19 protein-coding genes are annotated in these 17923 nt (G+C 72.0%); 9 read left to right on the top strand and 10 right to left on the bottom strand.

What is annotated here, in order from left to right; all coding sequences use genetic code 11:
* Window positions 1-25 precede the first annotated feature (25 nt).
* Window positions 26-328, bottom strand: coding sequence for a DUF427 domain-containing protein (locus ACFJGV_RS16660; protein ID WP_378145154.1), 303 nt, complete (start codon window positions 326-328; stop codon window positions 26-28).
* A gap of 75 nt (window positions 329-403) precedes the next feature.
* On the opposite strand from ACFJGV_RS16660, the gene ACFJGV_RS16655 reads away from it, so the two are divergent.
* The 3 genes from ACFJGV_RS16655 (at window position 404) to ACFJGV_RS16645 (ending at window position 3280) form a co-directional block, all read left to right on the top strand.
* On the top strand, window positions 404-913 hold the full coding sequence (locus ACFJGV_RS16655) for a hypothetical protein (protein ID WP_378145153.1): 510 nt from the start codon (window positions 404-406) through the stop codon (window positions 911-913).
* Window positions 910-1536 carry a DUF1684 domain-containing protein gene (locus tag ACFJGV_RS16650; protein WP_378145152.1) on the top strand — a complete coding sequence of 209 codons (627 nt, stop codon included), beginning with the start codon at window positions 910-912 and terminating at the stop codon, window positions 1534-1536. Before ACFJGV_RS16655 ends, ACFJGV_RS16650 begins: the two co-directional genes overlap by 4 nt.
* A 115-nt stretch (window positions 1537-1651) precedes the next feature.
* Window positions 1652-3280, top strand: a complete 1629-nt coding sequence (locus ACFJGV_RS16645; protein WP_378145151.1) for a DEAD/DEAH box helicase — start codon at window positions 1652-1654, stop codon at window positions 3278-3280.
* Window positions 3281-3482: 202 nt separating this feature from the next.
* Here ACFJGV_RS16645 and ACFJGV_RS16640 read toward each other — a convergent pair whose 3' ends face one another.
* Window positions 3483-4064: a YdeI family protein gene (locus ACFJGV_RS16640; protein WP_378145150.1), complete on the bottom strand. Its 582-nt coding sequence runs from the start codon at window positions 4062-4064 to the stop codon at window positions 3483-3485.
* Between the two features lie 8 nt (window positions 4065-4072).
* On the bottom strand, window positions 4073-4612 hold the full coding sequence (locus tag ACFJGV_RS16635; RefSeq protein ID WP_378145149.1) for an NUDIX hydrolase family protein: 540 nt from the start codon (window positions 4610-4612) through the stop codon (window positions 4073-4075).
* Between the two features lie 81 nt (window positions 4613-4693).
* On the opposite strand from ACFJGV_RS16635, the gene ACFJGV_RS16630 reads away from it, so the two are divergent.
* Genes ACFJGV_RS16630 through ybaK form a run of 4 tightly spaced genes read left to right on the top strand, consistent with a single transcriptional unit; the run spans window position 4694 to window position 11384 of the window.
* A complete protein-coding gene (locus ACFJGV_RS16630; protein ID WP_378145147.1) occupies window positions 4694-9388 on the top strand; it encodes an ATP-dependent helicase in 4695 nt (1564 codons plus the stop codon).
* The gene (locus tag ACFJGV_RS16625) at window positions 9381-10160 is read left to right on the top strand and encodes a DNA-formamidopyrimidine glycosylase family protein (protein ID WP_378145145.1); all 780 of its coding nucleotides are present in this window, start codon (window positions 9381-9383) and stop codon (window positions 10158-10160) included. The genes ACFJGV_RS16630 and ACFJGV_RS16625 overlap by 8 nt, the downstream gene beginning before the upstream one ends.
* Window positions 10161-10201: 41 nt before the next feature.
* Entirely contained in the window at window positions 10202-10888 is a 687-nt protein-coding gene (locus tag ACFJGV_RS16620; RefSeq protein WP_378145143.1) for an alpha/beta hydrolase, read from the top strand.
* 1 nt (window position 10889) lies between these two features.
* Entirely contained in the window at window positions 10890-11384 is a 495-nt protein-coding gene (gene ybaK / locus ACFJGV_RS16615; RefSeq protein ID WP_378145142.1) for a Cys-tRNA(Pro) deacylase, read from the top strand.
* 37 nt (window positions 11385-11421) lie between these two features.
* Here ybaK and ACFJGV_RS16610 read toward each other — a convergent pair whose 3' ends face one another.
* The 3 genes from ACFJGV_RS16610 to ACFJGV_RS16600 all read right to left on the bottom strand — a co-directional run bounded on the left by ACFJGV_RS16610 (window position 11422) and on the right by ACFJGV_RS16600 (window position 13338).
* On the bottom strand, window positions 11422-12306 hold the full coding sequence (locus tag ACFJGV_RS16610) for a hypothetical protein (RefSeq protein ID WP_378145141.1): 885 nt from the start codon (window positions 12304-12306) through the stop codon (window positions 11422-11424).
* Window positions 12307-12367: 61 nt separating this feature from the next.
* Window positions 12368-13132 carry a YqjF family protein gene (locus tag ACFJGV_RS16605; RefSeq protein ID WP_378145139.1) on the bottom strand — a complete coding sequence of 255 codons (765 nt, stop codon included), beginning with the start codon at window positions 13130-13132 and terminating at the stop codon, window positions 12368-12370.
* Window positions 13129-13338: a hypothetical protein gene (locus tag ACFJGV_RS16600; RefSeq protein ID WP_378145137.1), complete on the bottom strand. Its 210-nt coding sequence runs from the start codon at window positions 13336-13338 to the stop codon at window positions 13129-13131. Before ACFJGV_RS16600 ends, ACFJGV_RS16605 begins: the two co-directional genes overlap by 4 nt.
* A gap of 99 nt (window positions 13339-13437) precedes the next feature.
* Between ACFJGV_RS16600 and ACFJGV_RS16595 the strand changes: the two genes are divergently transcribed.
* Both ACFJGV_RS16595 and ACFJGV_RS16590 read left to right on the top strand, forming a co-directional pair.
* Window positions 13438-14244 (top strand): thymidylate synthase, encoded by an 807-nt coding sequence (locus ACFJGV_RS16595; protein WP_378145136.1) that lies wholly within the window; start codon window positions 13438-13440, stop codon window positions 14242-14244.
* 17 nt (window positions 14245-14261) lie between these two features.
* Complete coding sequence (locus tag ACFJGV_RS16590; RefSeq protein ID WP_378145134.1) at window positions 14262-14741, top strand: dihydrofolate reductase; 480 nt, start codon at window positions 14262-14264, stop codon at window positions 14739-14741.
* A gap of 59 nt (window positions 14742-14800) precedes the next feature.
* Here ACFJGV_RS16590 and ACFJGV_RS16585 read toward each other — a convergent pair whose 3' ends face one another.
* The 4 genes from ACFJGV_RS16585 to ACFJGV_RS16570 form a co-directional block, all read right to left on the bottom strand.
* Window positions 14801-15088 (bottom strand): DUF6510 family protein, encoded by a 288-nt coding sequence (locus ACFJGV_RS16585; protein WP_378145133.1) that lies wholly within the window; start codon window positions 15086-15088, stop codon window positions 14801-14803.
* A 1-nt stretch (window position 15089) separates the two neighbouring features.
* Complete coding sequence (locus ACFJGV_RS16580; protein ID WP_378145132.1) at window positions 15090-15815, bottom strand: ferredoxin reductase; 726 nt, start codon at window positions 15813-15815, stop codon at window positions 15090-15092.
* Window positions 15815-16408, bottom strand: a complete 594-nt coding sequence (locus ACFJGV_RS16575; RefSeq protein WP_378145130.1) for a sulfite oxidase-like oxidoreductase — start codon at window positions 16406-16408, stop codon at window positions 15815-15817. Before ACFJGV_RS16575 ends, ACFJGV_RS16580 begins: the two co-directional genes overlap by 1 nt.
* A 130-nt stretch (window positions 16409-16538) precedes the next feature.
* A complete protein-coding gene (locus ACFJGV_RS16570) occupies window positions 16539-17903 on the bottom strand; it encodes an alpha-L-fucosidase (RefSeq protein ID WP_378145128.1) in 1365 nt (454 codons plus the stop codon).
* Window positions 17904-17923 lie beyond the last annotated feature (20 nt).

The raw sequence follows: 17923 nt of genomic DNA, 5'->3' as shown, positions 1-17923 counted from the left end.
GCGTCGAGGGATACCTGAGTAGTTGCTACTCGGTGACCTCGACCTCTTTCCAGAACGCGACGTAGTTCGAGAAGTCCTTGCCCACGCGATCGAACGCGGTGGCGTACGGGTTCGGGTACGACCACGCGCGGTCGTGCAGCGCGGTGCCGTCGACCGTCACGTCGAAGTACTGGCACTCGCCCTTCCACGGGCACGTGTACGGGGTGTCGCTCTCGCTGAGGAGCTCCGACTTCACGCTCGACGGCGGGAAGTACCAGTTGCCCTCGATGGCGATGAGGTCCTCCTTGGGCGCCTCCGCGATGACCGTTCCGCCGACCACTGCCTTCATGCTGAAACCTCCTGTGAGCCTGTGACGACCACGCTACGCCTTTGCCGGCCCCGCGCATCCGGACAGACTGTGAGGATGCGCGTGCTGCTGAAGCTCATCCTCGACTGCGACCCGGATGCGGCCTGGCGCGCCATCCGCAGCCCCGCCGTCTTCAGGGAGGTGTCGAGCCCGCTGCTCGACATCGAGTCGCTCGCCGCGGACGGGTTTCCGACGGTGTGGGAGCCGGGGCAGCATCCGGTCGAGATCCGCGGCGGCGGGGTGGTGCCGCTGGGGAAGCAGATCATCCGGCTGAGCGTGCAGACCCGGCAGCACGGGGACGTGCGCATCCTGCACGACTCCGGGCAGCCGGTCACCGGCGCGCTCACGACGGTGAAGCTGTGGGACCACAGGATGGCCGTCGCCCCCGATCCGAAGGGCACGGGCAAGACGCTCTACCGCGACCAGCTCACCATCGGCGCCGGGCTGCTGACCCCGGCGGTCTGGTACTCGCTGTGGGCGTTCTGGCAGTGGCGCGGGCACAAGCTCAAGGAGCTCGCCCCCACCTGGGCCTACGACCTGCCGCGCGACGACGAGGAGGCGGCGTGAGCATCCGCACGGCGGTCGACACGGCGGACTGGCGTCAGCGGGTCTTCGCGCTGTACGCCGAGGTGCGGCGGGTGAGCGAGGTCGATCCCGCCGCCGCCCACGTGGCATGGCGTGCCGGGCGCGACGAGCTGTTCGCGACCCACCCCGCCACTCCCCTGCTGCCCGAGGACCGCGTGACGTTCCACGGATTGCCGGTGGCCGACTACGACCCCGCCTGGCGATTCGTCGTCGACCTCGCCGAGCCCGAGGAGCCGGCCTCGTTCGGGTTCGAGACGGGGACCGACGGGCTGGTGCCGTTCGAGCTGCTCGGCGTCGCCCACGTGCCCGGCGTCGGCGACCTCGACGTGTGGCGCCTCGCGTCGTACGGCGGTGGGCTCTTCCTCCCCGTGAAGGACGGCCTCGCGGGGAAGCCGGGAGGGACCTACGGCGGCGGACGCTACCTGCTCGACACCATCAAGGGCGCCCACCTCGGCAGCCCCGACGGTCGGCTCGTGCTCGACTTCAACTTCGCCTACAACCCGTCCTGCGCGTACGACCCCGCCTGGGCGTGCCCTCTGGCACCGGCGGGCGACACCGTGGCCTCCGAGATCCCCGTGGGCGAACGCTACGAGGGCTCCCACTGAGCATCCTGTAGGCTGGATGCACGCAGGCTCCACGATGAGCCGCGTGCGTCGTAGAACGCTTACTCGCGCATCCGCCCTTCTGGCCGGTGCAGCGACACTTTCTCACGGCGAACGGATGCGCCGACCGGCGCCTTCGCCATCTTTCAGCCTGAAAGGCTCCCCCTTGTCTTCTGACACCCTGTCCTTCGGCGCGCTCGGCGTGCCGGCTCCTCTCGTCGACGTGCTCGTCGAGCAGGGGAAGTCCTCCCCGTTCCCGATCCAGGCCGACACCCTGCCCGACACGCTCGCCGGGCGCGACGTGCTCGGCCGAGGCAAGACCGGCTCGGGCAAGACGCTCGCGTTCTCCATCCCGATGGTGGTGCGTCTCTCGCAGGACGGCGCGAAGCGCGTCCCCGGCCGCCCCCGAGGCCTCATCCTCGCCCCCACCCGCGAGCTCGCGACCCAGATCGCCGCGACCCTCGAGCCGCTGGCGAGCAAGAACCGCCTCTCGGTCACCACGATCTTCGGCGGCGTCTCGCAGAACAAGCAGGTCGCCGCGCTGAAGGCCGGCGTCGACATCGTCGTGGCCTGCCCCGGACGCCTCGATGACCTCATGAAGCAGGGCTTCGTGAAGCTCGACGACGTGCAGATCACCGTGCTCGACGAGGCCGACCACATGGCCGACCTCGGCTTCCTGCCCGTCGTCACGCGCATCATGAACGCCACCCCGCAGCGCGGCCAGCGACTGCTGTTCTCGGCGACCCTCGACAACGGGGTCGACAAGATCGTGGCGCGCTTCCTGCACGACCAGGTGCTGCACTCGGTCGACGAGGCCACCTCGCACGTCGCCGCGATGACGCACCACCTCTTCGAGGCGGCAGACGCCGACGCCAAGAAGGACCTCGTGCGGGCGCTCGCCTCGGGCACCGGCCGCCGCATCCTCTTCATGCGCACCAAGCACCACGCGAAGAAGCTCGCCAAGCAGCTGACCGAGTGGGGCATCCCCGCGGTCGACCTGCACGGCAACCTGTCGCAGAACGCCCGCGACCGCAACCTCGCCGCCTTCGGGTCGGGCGAGGTGCGTGTGCTCGTCGCCACCGACGTCGCCGCCCGCGGTGTGCACGTCGACGACGTCGAGCTCGTCGTGCACGTCGACCCGCCGACCGAGCACAAGGCGTACCTGCACCGCTCCGGCCGCACGGCGCGTGCCGGCAGCGAGGGGGATGTCGTGACGATCATGACCCCCGAGCAGCGCCGCGACGTCGCCGACATGATGCGGAAGGCGGCCATCAAGGTCACCGCGCAGAAGGTGACGGCGACGTCGCCCGAGGTGCTCTCGCTGGTCGGCGAGCAGGCCGCCTACGTCACGCCCGTGAAGAAGGCGCCCGTGCAGCAGGCGCCGTCGCGACCCGGCGGGTCGCAGGGCGCGAACGCCCAGCGCAAGCGCGCTCGCCGCGGTGGTGGCGCCGGTTCGGGTGAGGGCGCGGGCGCCGCGTCCGGCCGTCCTGCCTCGGGTCGCTCCGGCGGGCGCGGCGGCGCAGGTGCGGGCTCGGGTTCGGGCGCGGCCGACGGAGGCCGTCAGGGCCAGCGCCCGGCACGCACCCGCGGTGGGAGCGGTGCTGCCGCAGGCGCAGGCCAGTCGCGTCGTGCGGGCGGCTCGACCCGTTCCGGCAGCAGCGTCACGTACAGCACCTCGACGGGTGGACACAGCTCGGCCGCCGACTTCTCCGCCTCCACGGGCGGCGGACGCCGCCGCGGTCGCTGACTCACGACCGTCGTCACGAGATACGGAGAAGCCCCGCGATGTACGCGGGGCTTCTCCGTATGCCGTGATGAGTGACGGTGAATCGCCAGGCCGGATCCGTCACCGCCGCTTCGACACCGAATAGAGCGGAGCCCGGCGGATATGACGGGGGTTCGGCGGAATCGGTGTCGAGGTGACGGGCGGGGCGACGAGGGGCGGGCCGTCAGGGCTTGCGGGGGTAGATCGTGTCGCCGGCGGCGAGCATCGCGACGAACTGCTGGATGCGGCGCGCCCGGGTCTCGGGACGCTTCGCCTGGTGGATGCGGAACAGGATCGCGAAGCGGTTCTGGCTGTCGAGCCCGGCGAACGCCGCCCCCGCGGCGGGGTCGGCGGCGAGGGCCGCAGTGAGATCCTCCGGCACCTCGATGCGGCTGGGCGGCGCGTACGCGGCATCCCATCGGCCGTCGGCCTTGGCCCGGTCGATCTCACGCTGCCCGGCCACGTGCATCCGCCCCGCCTCGATGAGGCGCTCCACGTGCGCGATGTTGACCTGCGACCACATGCTGCGGGCCCGGCGCGGCGTGAACGTCTGGAGGTAGGACTCCTCGTCGCGTCCGTTCCTCCGGCCGTCGATCCAGCCGAAGCAGAGCGCCTCCTGGATCGCCTCTGCGTAGGTCACCGACGGCTGCGGCGCCCCCTTCTTGGCGAGGATGATCCGGAGGCCGTCGACCGAGTCGTGGTGCTCCTCGAGCCAGGCGCGCCAGTCGGCGGCCGAGGCGAAGCGCCGCTCCTCGTAGTCGAGCACGCCGGACCTCAGGCGAGCCGGCCGACGGAGGCGAGTGCGGCGCGCAGCAGCGCCCCGCGGCCGCCCTCCATCTCGGCGGCGACGGCCTCGGAGGCCGCCTCGGCGGGTGTCATCCAGGTCAGCTCGAGCGCATCCTGTCGCGGTTCGCACGTGCCCGTCACGGGGACGACGTAGGCCAGGGCGACGGCGTGCTGTCGCTCGTCGTAGTAGGTGGAGACGCCGGGGAGCGGGAAGTACTCGGCCACCTGGAACGGCACAGGGCTCGCCGGGAGCTGCGGGAACGCCATGGGCCCGAGGTCCTTCTCGAGGTGGCGGAACAACGCGTCGCGGATGGTCTCGCCGTACATCACCCGGCCGGAGACCAGCGTGCGGGCGATGGTGCCGCTCGAGCCGACGCGCAGCAGCACGCCCACCTCGATCACCTGGCCCATGCCGTCGGTGCGCACCGGAACGGCCTCGACGTAGAGCAGCGGGATGCGCCGCCGCACCTCCTCGAGCTCGCCATCGCTCAGCCATCCGGAGTTGGGGTCTGGAGTGCGCACCGTCATGCTCCATTCTTACCCGACCGGAGCGGCCCGCTGTGGGCGAACACCGGTGGCCGTGTCGGGGGTGCGGGCCAGGATGGAGGGATGGGCGACGTGCTCGACAGGTTCTCCCCCGCCGCACGGGAGTGGTTCCGTGGTGCGTTCTCGCAGCCCACGCCGGCGCAGGCGGGCGCGTGGGAGGCCATCTCCGGCGGGCAGGATGCGCTGGTCGTCGCCCCGACCGGGTCCGGCAAGACCCTGTCGGCGTTCCTCTGGGCGATCGACCGCCTCACCTCAGAGAAGCGCGAGGAGGGGCACGGCACCTCCGTGCTCTACATCTCGCCGCTCAAGGCGCTCGGCGTCGACGTGGAGCGAAACCTCCGTTCGCCGCTCGTGGGCATCACGCAGACCGCGAAGCGGCTGGGCACCGAGCCGCCCGTCGTCACCGTGGGCGTGCGCTCGGGCGACACCCCGGCGCAGGAGCGCCGGACGCTGGCGAAGACCCCGCCCGACATCCTCATCACCACCCCCGAGTCCCTCTTCCTCATGCTCACGTCGGCGGCACGCGAGTCGCTCGCGTCGGTGAAGACGATCATCATCGACGAGGTGCACGCGGTCGCCTCCACGAAGCGCGGAGCGCACCTCGCGCTCAGCCTGGAGCGGCTCGACGCACTGCTCGAGACCCCGGCCCAGCGCATCGGCCTCTCGGCGACGGTGCGGCCGCGCGAGGAGGTGGCGCGCTTCCTCTCAGGCGGGCGTCCCGTGTCGATCGTGGCGCCGCCCTCGACGAAGACGTTCGACCTGCGTGTGGTGGTGCCCGTCGACGACATGACGCAGATCCCCTCGTTGCAGACGCTCGAGGGGTCGGCCGCCGGCGCGTCGGCTCCCGACCAGGGCTCGATCTGGCCGCACGTCGAGGAGGACATCGTCGACCGCATCCTCGAGCACCGCTCGTCGATCGTGTTCGCGAACTCACGGCGCCTCGCCGAGCGGCTCACGGCCCGGCTGAACGAGATCTACACCGAACGGCTCGGCATCGCCGAGGAGGCCGACGCCGAACTGCGCGAGCTCTCCCCGAGCGGTTCGAGCGGTTCGAGCGCGTCGAGCGCATCCACGCGGCCGCCGGCGGCCCTCATGGGCCAGGCCGGCAGCACCGAGGGTGCCGAGCTCGTGCTCGCGAAGGCGCACCACGGCTCGGTGAGCAAAGAGCAGCGCGCCCTCATCGAGGACGACCTGAAGTCCGGCCGCCTCCGCTGCGTGGTCGCCACCTCGAGCCTCGAGCTGGGCATCGACATGGGCGCCGTCGACCTCGTCATCCAGGTGGAGGCGCCCCCGTCGGTGGCGAGCGGGCTGCAGCGCGTCGGACGCGCCGGGCACCAGGTGGGCGAGATCTCGAAGGGCCTGCTCTATCCGAAGCACCGGGCCGACCTCCTGCACAGCGCGGTGGTGTCGATGCGGATGACGTCGGGGCTCATCGAGTCGATCGCCATCCCCGCGAACCCGCTCGATGTGCTGGCGCAGCAGACCGTCGCGGCGTGCGCCCTCGAGTCGATCGACGTGGAGGTGTGGTTCGACACCGTGCGCCGCAGCGCGCCGTTCGCGGGCCTGCCGCGCTCGGCGTACGACGCCACCCTCGACCTCCTCTCGGGTCTGTACCCCTCAGACGAGTTCGCCGAGCTGCGGCCTCGGTTGGTCTGGGATCGCGACGCCGGCACGCTCACCGGCCGACCCGGCGCGCAGCGGCTCGCGGTCACGAGCGGCGGGACGATCCCCGACCGGGGGCTGTTCGGCGTGTTCATGGTGGGCGGCGAGCCCACCGATGCCGGTTCTGAGGCGCCGGCGCCCACCCGCTCGGCCCCGGGCAGGCGTGTGGGCGAGCTCGACGAGGAGATGGTCTACGAGTCGCGTGTCGGCGACGTCTTCGCGCTCGGCGCGACCAGCTGGCGCATCCACGAGATCACGCACGACCGCGTGCTGGTGCTGCCCGCGTTCGGGCAGCCCGGGCGGCTCCCGTTCTGGCGCGGCGAGGGCCTCGGTCGCCCGGCCGAGCTCGGTGCCGCCATCGGCGAGTTCACCCGCACGCTGGCCGCCGACGAGCCCGAGGCGGCGCTCGAGCGGGCACGGGCCGCCGGGCTCGAGGAGCGCGCGGCGACCAACCTCGTCACCTTCGTGAGCCAGCAGCGCGAGGCCACCGGCAGCGTGCCGAGCGATCGCACGCTGGTGGTCGAGCGCTTCCGCGACGAGCTCGGCGACTGGCGGGTCGTGCTGCACTCCCCGTACGGCATGCCGGTCCACTCGCCGTGGGCGCTGGCGATCAACGCCCGGGTGCGCGAGCGCTTCGGGGTCGAGGCGAACGCCGTCGCCAGCGACGACGGCATCGTGGTGCGGATGCCCGACACCGAGAGCGATCCGCCGACGGCCGAGCTCTTCCTCTTCGAACCGGCCGAGCTCGAGCAGATCGTCACCGACGAGGTCGGCGGGTCAGCGCTCTTCGCCTCCCGTTTCCGCGAGAACGCCGCCCGTGCGCTGCTGCTCCCCCGGCAGAACCCGGGCCGCCGCTCTCCGCTCTGGCAGCAGCGGCAGCGGTCGGCGCAGCTGCTCGAGGTGGCACGTAAGTACCCGACGTTCCCGATCATCCTCGAGACGGTGCGCGAGTGCCTGCAGGACGTCTACGACCTCCCGTCCCTCCTCGCCCTGGCGCGCGACGTCCAGTCGCGTCGCGTCCGCGTGGTCGAGGTCGAGACCCAGACGGCGTCGCCGTTCGCGAGCAGCCTGCTCTTCGGCTACGTCGCGTCCTTCGTCTACGAGGGCGACAGCCCGCTGGCCGAGCGCCGCGCCGCCGCGCTCGCGCTCGATCCCAGCCTCCTGTCGGAGCTGCTCGGTCGGGCAGAACTGCGCGAGCTGCTCGATCCGGATGTGATCGAGCAGACCCAGCGCGAGCTGCAGCGGCTCGCTCCCGACCGCCGCGCCCGCGACCTGGAGGCCGTCGCCGACCTGCTGCGCCTCCTCGGCCCGCTCTCCGAGGCCGAGATCGCCGAGCGCGGTCAGGATGATCTCGCTCCGCGCGTGAGCGAGGTGGTCGACGAGCTCGTCGCCTCGCGCCGGGCGCTCCGCGTGAGCATCGCCGGTCGCGACGAGGTGGCCGCGATCGAAGACGCCGGTCGCCTCCGCGACGCGCTGGGCGTGCCCATCCCGTTCGGGGTGCCCGACGCGTTCATCGCCCCCGTCGAGCATCCGGTGCTCGACCTCGTGAGCCGGTACGCCCGCACGCACGGCCCCTTCCTCGCGACGGAGGCGGCGACGCGGTTCGGGCTCGGGGTCTCGGTGGTGCAGGATGCGCTGCGGCGCCTGGCGAGCGACCGCCGACTGGTGGAGGGCGAGTTCCGGCCGACGGGCATCTCGGCCGACGCCGAGCGCCTGGGCCAGGCGGGCGCGACGGAGTGGTGCGACGCCGAGGTGCTCCGCCGCCTCCGCAGCCGCTCGCTCGCGGCGCTGCGGCACGAGATCGAGCCCGTCGATCCTCCGACGTTCGGGCGCTTCCTCCCCGCCTGGCAGCACGTCGGCGGCAGCCTCCGCGGGGTGGACGGCGTGCTCACGGTGATCGAGCAGCTCGCGGGTGTGCCCGTGCCCGCCTCCGCATGGGAGACGCTCGTGCTGCCCGCGCGGGTACGCGACTACTCGCCGGCGATGCTCGACGAGCTCACCGCCTCCGGCGAGGTGGTGTGGACGGGACGCGGCACGCTGCCGGGCAGCGACGGCTGGGTGGCCCTGCACACGTACGACTCGCTGCCGGTCACCGCGGTGGCGCCCGAGGAGATCGACGAGACCGAGGTGCACCGCGCCCTCCTCGCCGCGCTGGCCCGTGGGGGCGCCTACTTCTTCCGCAGCCTCGCCGACCACGTCGCCGCCGAGCTGCCCGACCGCGTGCCCGACGACGCCGCGATCGTCGACGCGCTGTGGGATCTGGTGTGGGCCGGCCTCGTCACGAACGACACCGTCGCCCCGCTGCGCACGTTGACCGGGTCGGGCTCGTCGTCGCACAGCACGCGCCGCACCGCCCCGCGGTCGCGGATGTACCGCGGCAGGGCCATCCCCCGCGCGACGATGCAGACGCGGGTCGGGCCGCCGACCGCGGGCGGTCGCTGGTCGCTGCTGCCCGACCCGGCGAGCGACGCGACCATCCGCGCCACCGCGAGCGCCGAGCTGCTGCTCGACCGCTACGGCGTCGTCACCCGCGGCTCGGTGATGAACGAGCGCCTTCCGGGTGGGTTCGCGCTGGCGTACCGGGTGCTGAGCCGCTTCGAGGAGAGCGCCCGCTGCCGTCGCGGATACTTCATCGAGACGCTCGGCGCCGCCCAGTTCGCGACCGGCGGCACCATCGACCGGCTGCGAGGGTTCGCTCCAGATGCGATCGGCCGCGACCGCCTGCGCGACGATGCGCCAACCGCCCTCACCCTCGCGGCGACCGATCCCGCCAACCCGTACGGCGCGGCCCTGCCGTGGCCGACGGTCGAGGGGCACCGGCCCGGCCGCAAGGCCGGCGCGCTCGTCGCCCTGGTCGACGGCGAGCTGGCGCTCTACCTCGAACGCGGCGGCAAGAGCATGCTCTCGTTCAGCGACGACCCGGCTGTGCTCGGCCTCGCCGCCTCCTCGGTGGCCGAGGCGGTGCGAGGCGGCCGGATCGACCGGCTGGCCGTCGAGCGCGCGAACGGCGACTTCGTGCTCGGGACGGCGGTGGGCGACGCCCTGGCCGCCGCGGGCTTCACCGGCACGCCCCGGGGATTGAGGCTGCGTGCCTGAGGGAGACACCGTCTACCGCACCGCGGTGCACCTGAACCAGGCGCTCGCCGGTCGGCCGCTGACGGTGAGCGACGTCAGGGTGCCGGCCTTCGCGACCCTCGACCTGGTCGGGCAGACCGTCGACGAGGTCGTCAGCCGCGGCAAGCACCTGCTCACCCGCGTGGGCGACCTCAGCATCCACACCCATCTCAAGATGGAGGGCAGCTGGCACATCTACAAGCACGGCACGAAGTGGCGGCGCCCGGCCTACGCGGCGCGGATCGTGCTGGAGAACGCCGAGTGGGTGACGGTCGGCTTCGACCTGGGCATCGTCGAGGTCGTGCCGCGCGACCACGAGCAAGATGTGGTCGGGCACCTGGGCCCCGACCTCCTCGGGCCCGACTGGGATGAGGGCGAGGCGCTGCTGCGCCTGTCGTCCGATCCCGACCGTCCGGTGGTCGTCGCGCTGCTCGACCAGCGCAACCTCGCCGGGCTCGGCAACGAGCTGGCGAACGAGGTGTGCTTCCTCCGCGGTCTCGACCCGCACCGCCCGGTGGGCGAGGTGACCGACCTCGCCGGGGTCGTGACGCTCGCGCAGCGGGTCATCCTCGCCAATCGCGACCGGGTCGACCGCACCTTCACGGGCGACACCCGCCCCGGGATGCAGGACTGGGTCTACGGTCGCGAGGGCCGACCCTGCCGGCGGTGCCGCACGCGCATCCGGCACGACCAGACCGGGGCGAACGAGCTGCAGCTGCGCGACACCTACTGGTGCCCGCACTGCCAGCGCTGAGCGTGATCGGCGGTCCGCCGCAGCCCCGGTAGGGTCGGAGGGTGGCTGACTCGACTCCGCTTCTCATCGACGACGATCTCGTGGTGTGGTCCGTCCCGGCCGACTCCCGCGCCGAAGCCCTGGCGACGCATCCGCTCGTGATCGTCATGCACGGCAAGGGCTCGCACGAGCGCGATCTCGCCGGGCTGTTCGGCTACCTCCCCTCCGGGGCCGTGTACGCGTCGCTGCGGGCGCCCCTGGTGAGCCCGCAGCCGATCGTCAACGGCTTCGAGTGGTTCCCGACCGGGGTGCCCGGCGACCCCGACGCCGACGTGCTCATCCCGGCCGCGGATGCGGTGCTCGCCTGGCTTGACCGCGTCGAGTCCGCGTACGCCACTCCCCCGGCGGTCGCGGCGATGGGCTTCTCGCAGGGCGGCGCGATGTCGATCCAGCTGCTCCGCATCGCGCCGGATCGCCTCTCGGCGGGTGTGAACCTCTCGGGCTTCTCCGCCTCCGCCGTCTTCCCCGGCGACGCGGTGCTCGCCGAGACGAGGCCGCCGCTGTTCTGGGGTTTCGACCGCAACGACCCGATCATCGCGACCTCCGCGGTGGTCCGCACGGCGGAGTTCCTGCCCGGCCACTTCAGCGCGACGGTGCGCGAGTACCCGGGGATCGCCCACTCGATCTCGGGCGAGGAGCTGGGCGACGTGGCTGCCTTCCTCACCTCGGCCCTCGGGCTCGCCCGCTGACGTGGCGAAGAAGGGGACGGCCGGCCCGACGACCGCGGCGACCACGGCGCTGACCCGGGCCGGCCTGTCGTACGTCGCGCACACCTACGCACACGACCCGCGGGCGACCGACTTCGGCGCGGAGGCCGGCCGTGAGCTCGGTGTCGACTCCGCGCGCATCTTCAAGACGCTCATGGTCGAGACGGATGCGGGCTTCGGGATCGGGATCGTGTCGGTCGGCGACCTGCTCGATCTGAAGGCTCTGGCCGGAGCGCTCGGCGCCAAACGGGCGGCGATGGCCGACCAGCAGGTGGCGGAGCGGAAATCGGGCTACGTCGTCGGCGGCATCAGCCCGATCGGGCAGCGCACACCGCTGCCGACGGTGCTCGACGACAGCGCAGAGCGGTTCGAGACCGTGTTCGTGTCGGGTGGCCGCCGCGGCTTCGACCTCGAGCTCTCGCCCGCCGACCTGCTCACGGCCACCCGCGGCACGGTCGCGCTCATCCGCCGCACCTGACCCTCGCCGGAATCGGGCGCCCACCGCTGTCCAACTCTCAGCGGGTGAGTGGGCCGAGCGCCTCCTCGCGGATCCGGCGGAGGAAGACCGCGCCGGCGTCGTCGTTCACCAGACCGTCCTCGGGACGCAGCACCTCGTACGGCTTCTCGACGACCGCGACCGGGCGCACGTCGACGTGCGTGACCCCGCGACCGGTCTCGTGCATCCAGTCGGCCATGCGGTAGTCGCTGGGCGAGTCGCCCATCGAGAACCAGCGGCGGGGCACGGGGAGGCCGTCGGCCTCGAGCATCCGCACGGCGCGCTCGGCGCCGAGGTCCTTGCCCACCCGCACCGACTCGATGTCGGTGGAGATGATGGTCGGGTCGATGCGGAACGCGACCTCACCATCCGGATCCGGCGCCCGATCTCCGTCGAGCTCGGCGCCCGTGCCGTGCTGGCGGAAGAGCTCGAGCACGTCGCGATCGAAGGCGGGCTGCACGGCGAGGTAGTCGGCCGACTCGACATCGGTGCGCTGCTCGACCGAGATCATGGTGCGCTTGGTGCGGTCGAAGAACATCGTGCCGGCGTAGCGCTCGGTCACGAGCGCGTCGACGCCCTCCACCACCGCGGACGGCGGACGGAACGCCCCGTCGGTGGTGAGCTCGCCGATGCCGTCGGCGGTGACGTGGAACCACACACCGCCCTTCTCGCACACCCCGATGACCCGGCGCTCGGGGCGGACGCCGCGGGCGGCCAGCGCGGGCACGATCACCTCGGCGACGAACGCATCCGAGCGGCCCGTGTTGAAGACGACGACCGCGCCCGCGTCGACGAGCGCGACGATGTCGTCGGCGATCGAGTCGTGCACGATGCGGCGGTGGACGGGGCTGGCGACCGGCCCGTCGAGGTCGAGCAGGAGGCCGAGGTCGGTGGGATCGATCATCGACCCCATCCTCTCAAACGACGGCGCCCCCGGACGACAGGGCCGACCGGCGCTCCGCGCCTCACCGCAGGGCCCGGCCGAAGCGGGTGTGCACGCCGGGCGAGAACAGCACTGAGTCGGGAGCCCGCTCGGCCAGGCCCGGGAGGCCGGCCGCGGCGAGCAGCTCGTCGTCGAGATGCTCGAGCTCGGCCGTCTCGACCCGCCACGGCGGATGCTCGTTCGGGATGAAGAGCGTGCGGCCGCGGCGCTCGATGTGGAGACCCCACCGCGCCGTGAGGAACACGGCCAGGTCGTCGTCGCTCCGGTCGCCCCCGGTGGGCAGGACGTCGATGGCGGAGGCAGGCCCGCTCCGACCGCCGAGCGCACCGAGCCCACCCTCACCGTTGCGGGCGGAGCGATAGCGGATGGCGCCCCGCGCATCCGTCGTGATCGACATGTCGGCCCACCGGTAGGGCAAGCCGAACAGCACCCTGGCCGCGACCACCGCGCCCAGGCTCGACGACTCGAGCGAGCGGAACACGACGCCATGCCGACCGCGCTCGTCGATCGAGTACAGCCGCACGTTGACCTCGGGGAACGTGCCGACCACGGGGATCGGCCCGAGCGCGGGGAGCCCGGGGGCCGTCGCGTTCGCCAGACGGAAGGGGATGAGCCCCACCCAGGTCGAGCCGTCGAACTCGTCGGGCCGGGTGCCCGCGGGCAGGAGCGGCGCGACGACCGCCGGGTCGACGCGCCAATGGAGGAACGCGAGCGACTGCCAGTCCTGCTGGTGCAGCATCCGCCGCAGGGGCGGCGCCTCGCGGGACAGCCCGGGCGGGAGGGTCACTCGCCCTCGATGGGCACCAGCACGAGGTCGACGCCCGGCGTGAGCAGGAGGTGCGCGGGCTGGTAGCGACCCTCGCCCACGTTGACCTCGAGCCAGGTCGGCTGGTCGGCCGTGATGCCCGCGTTGATCTCGGCCTGGAGCTCGCCGATCTCGCGGTCGGACAACGAGTACTGACGCCCTCCGTAGAAGATGTTGACCCGCTTCATGGCACTCCGATCCGTCGTCCTGGAGCTTCAGCGTAGCGAGCCGCGCCGACACCCGGCGGAGATGGCGCGGCGACGCGTCAGCACGTACCCTCTGAAGGGATGAGCAGCATTCCCACGCCCTACGAAGACCTCCTCCGCGACGTCTACGAGAACGGCACACACAAGTCCGATCGCACGGGCACGGGTACGCGCAGCGTGTTCGGCCGACAGATCCGCTTCGACCTCGCCGAGGGCTTCCCGCTCATCACCACCAAGCGGGTGCACTTCAAGTCGATCGCGTACGAGCTGCTCTGGTTCCTTCGGGGCGACGGCAACGCCCGCTGGCTGCAGGAGCACGGCGTCACCATCTGGGACGAGTGGGCCGACGAGAACGGCGACCTCGGCCCGGTGTACGGCGTGCAGTGGCGGTCGTGGCCCACGCCGAACGGCGAGCACATCGACCAGATCAGCCAGGTGATCGAGCAGCTGCGCTCGAACCCCGACTCCCGCCGCATCATCGTGTCGGCGTGGAACGTCGCCGACATCCCCTCGATGGCGCTCGCGCCCTGCCACGCGCTGTTCCAGTTCTATGTGGCCGACGGCAAGCTGTCGTGCCAGCTCTACCAGCGCAGCGCCGACATGTTCCTCGGCGTGCCCTTCAACATCGCCAGCTACGCGCTGCTCACGATGATGGTGGCCGCGCAGACCGGGCTCGAGCCCGGCGAGTTCGTGTGGACCGGCGGCGACTGCCACATCTACGACAACCATGTGGAGCAGGTCGAGACGCAGCTCCAGCGCGCTCCCTTCGTGTCGCCCCGTCTCGTCATCTCCCGCGAGCGACCGAGCATCTTCGACTACGAGTACGAGGACTTCGAGATCGTCGGCTACGAGCACCACCCCGCCATCCGCGCCGCGGTCGCGGTCTGACCCGAGGCGCGGCTGAGGTGATCGGGCTCGTCTGGGCGCAGTCGCGCGACGGCGTCATCGGCGCCGACGGCGGCATCCCCTGGCGGATCCCCGAGGACATGGCGCACTTCCGCGAGGTGACGGGCACCTCCGTCGTCGTCATGGGGCGGCGGACGTGGGATTCGCTGCCGCCGAGGTTCCGTCCGCTGCCGGGGCGGGAGAATGTGGTGGTCACCCGCGACCGCACCTGGGGTGCGGAGGGAGCCCGGGTGGCGCACTCGGTCGACGAGGCGCTCTCCGGTCACGTCGGCGACGTCTGGGTGATCGGCGGGGGCGAGATCTACCGCGAGGCGCTCCCCTCGGCCGACGTGCTCGAGGTGACGGAGGTCGATGCCTCCGTCGAGGGCGACACCGTCGCCCCCGCGATCGGGCCCGAGTGGGCGCCCGAGGCGGGCGAGTGGCACGAGTCGAGCAGCGGCATCCGCTACCGCTTCGTCACCTACCGTCGTCGCTCATGACGACAGGCGTGCACGCGACCGCTCCTGGGGCACCGCGTGCGCGTGTTCCGTGACGAGTGTCAGGAGACGGTGAGCGATCGGAGACCGGTGAGCTGCAGGGAGCGGCCCGCGGCCGAGTGGACGTAGGTGAACATGGTGTGCCCGCAGGCGCGGCACAACACGATGACGCCGTCGTCGTCGAGCTCGGCGGCGGCCTCGGCCAACGGGCTGCGGTCTCCGCAGTGACCGCACTCGCCGACCGCCATGGTCACGTCGAAGCAGAACAGCTCGCTCAGCGGCCCCGCGGCGGCATTGCCGTCGACCCGCCCCACGTCGACCACTCCCGTCCTCGGATGCATCGCCGGCATCTCACGCCCCTCCGAATCTCTCGGTCTTCACCCGTCTCGGGTCGTGCCCGAGGTCGACCAGGATGCGGGCCACGGCCTCCACGAAGCCGGTCGGGCCGCAGACGTACACGGTCGGCTCGTCGGACGCCGGCAGCGCCGCTGCCTCGATGACCGCCCGGTCGATGCGCCCCGCCGGGCGAGCCCACCCCGCCGGGGCGGTGCGCGTGTAGACCCACTCGAGACTGAAGCGGTCGCCGGCGTAGGAGTCGAGCTCGGACGCGTAGTAGGCGTCCTCCGGCGCGCGCACCGAGTAGATCATCCGGAACGGAGCCGCGCTCGACGACGCCTGATGCGCGCGCACGATCGAGACGAGCGGCACGATCCCGGACCCGCCGGCGATGAGCTGCACCGGCTCGGCCTGCTGCTCGCGCCAGACGAAGTAGTTGCCGATCGGGCCCCGCACCTCGAGCTGGTCGCCCGGCTGGACGTCCTCCACGAGGTACGGCGAGACCTCGCCGTCGGGGAGCTCGTCGACGGCGAGCTCGACCGTGGTGCCCGGCCCGTACGACGCGATCGAGTAGGAGCGGACGGCCTGGTAGCCGTCGTCGGCGGTGAGCCGGAGGTCGAGGTGCTGCCCGGGCAGGTTGCCGGGCCAGGAGGGCACGTCGAGCGTGAGGATGCGCCCCGTCGGGGTGATCCGCTCGCCGCCGGACACGGTGCCCGTGGTCCAGTCGGAGACGATCGCCACTACCAGTACCGCTGCTCTTTCCAGGGGTCGCCGTACAGGTTGTACCCGTTCTGCTCCCAGAACCCGGGGTCGTCGTTCGAGTGCATGCGGATGCCGTTGACCCACTTCGCGCTCTTCCAGAAGTACAGGTGCGGCACGAGCAGGCGCGCAGGGCCACCGTGCTCGGGGTCGAGGGGCTCGCCCTCGAACTCGAACGCGATCCAGGCCTTGCCGTCGAGCAGGTCCTCGAGCGGGACGTTCGTGGTGTAGCCGCCGTACGAGTGCACCATCGTGTACGCGTCGTCGGTCTCGACCTTCTCGAAGAAGTGGTCGAGCGAGACCCCGCGCCAGTGCGTGCCGAGCTTCGACCAGCGGGTGACGCAGTGGATGTCGGTGCCGATGTCGTCGATGGGCATCGCCATCATCTCGGCCCACGACCAGGAGGTGCGCGCACCCGCCTCGTTGACGATCGTGAAGCTCCAGTCGGCGGTGTCGATCGCGGGCGTGGGGCCCGCCGACAGCACCGGGAAGTCCTCGGTCAGGTACTGTCCCGGCGGCAGATGCGGATCGCTCTCCCGTCGCCTCGCACCGAATCCCCGTGAGATGACGCCCATCAGGCCCTCCTCGCTCGTGGGTCCAGAGTACAGACGCCGACCCCTCCGCCGCGAGGGGCCCGCGGGGACCCGCAAAGGAGTGAGGGGCCCTAGGAGGGCCACGAACGCGAGCCCCGCCTTCGGCTCCGCCTCAGTCTCCGCCGAGGAGGGAGAAGCTGACGAGCACCGGCTCGTCGAGCGTCGCCACCGGGAGCGTGACGACGAGTGTGTCGCCGGCGCGCGACGCAGCGACCGCGGTGCCGTCGGCGAGGTGCGCCGTGTGGGCGTCGACACGGCTCGAGACGCCCTTCAGTCGAACCGACCCGGCACCCTCCACGAAGGCGTGGGCGGTCGCCCCTGCACCGTCACCGCTTCGCGTCCACCGCACCCAGGGCGAGTCCGACGGCGCGGCGATCGCCGGGTCGAGCGGTCGGCTGCCGAAGACGGCGTCGCCGTTCACCGCGTTCCACGCGCCGAGATGCTCCAGCGTGCGGCGCTGGAGCGGCGGCACCTCGCCCATGGCGGTGAGGCCGAGGTTGAGAAGGAGGTTGCCGCCCCGCGCGACGATGTCGACGAACAGTCGCACCGCATCCGGCCCGCTCAGCGTGTGCGACTCGTCCTCGAGCGTGTTGTGCCCGAACGAGAGCCCGATCCCGCGGCAGTGCTCCCACGCGGTCGCGCCTTCCACCTGGCCGCCCAGCTGGTACTCGCTGGTGCGGAAGTCCCAGTGCGTCTCGCCCCAGCGGTCGTTGACCACACCCTCGGGGGCGGCGGCGTAGAAGCGGTCGAACAGCCGCTCGAGGCTGAACGGCCCACTCGGCTTGCCCGCGTCCGGCCAGTCGATGTCGCCCCAGAGCACGTCGGGCCGGTAGCGGTCGACGAGGTCGACGACCTGGTCGTAGGCGTACCCGGCGTAGCCCGCATCCACGGGGCGGAGGAATCCGTGGGTGTCCTCGACGATCGGCGGCAGGTCGGAGACGTGCCAGTCGAGGCCACCCGAGTAGTACGCACCGAAGCGCAGACCCGCGGCGCGGGTCGCGCGTGCGAGCTCCCCGACGAGGTCGCGGTGCGGACCGCGTGTGACCGTGTCACGTCCGTGCGTGTGCGGCGCATCCCAGAGTGTCACGCCGTCGTGGTGCTTTGCGGTCGGGACGAGGTATCGCGCTCCCGTACCCGCCACCAGTGCGAGGAGCTCCTCGGCGTCGAAGCGATCGGGGTGCCACGCGTCGAGGAAGTCGTCGTAGGGGGCGTCGCCGTAGGTGTCGCGGTGGTGCTCGGCCGCCGGGCTGCCCGGGATCCGGATCGTGTTGGCGTACCACTCGGCATACGGGTTGTGCGCGTACCAGCCCTCCTGGATCGAGCCGAGCTCGCCGATGGGCTCCGCCCAGGCGGGCACCGAGTACGGGCCCCAGTGGACGAAGACACCGAGCTTGGCGTCGCTGAACCACGATGGGATGGGTCGCGCGAACCGGCGATAGGGCTCGGGCCTCACGGGCTCATCGTGGAACATCGCCATGGTCGGTCCTGTCGTCGTAG

It is taken from the genome of Cnuibacter sp. UC19_7 (genome assembly GCF_042699995.1).
In the GTDB taxonomy this organism is placed as follows: Bacteria; Actinomycetota; Actinomycetes; order Actinomycetales; family Microbacteriaceae; genus Cnuibacter.
Note: the sequence above shows the minus strand (reverse complement) of the source record. Positions and strands in the feature narration are given on the sequence as shown.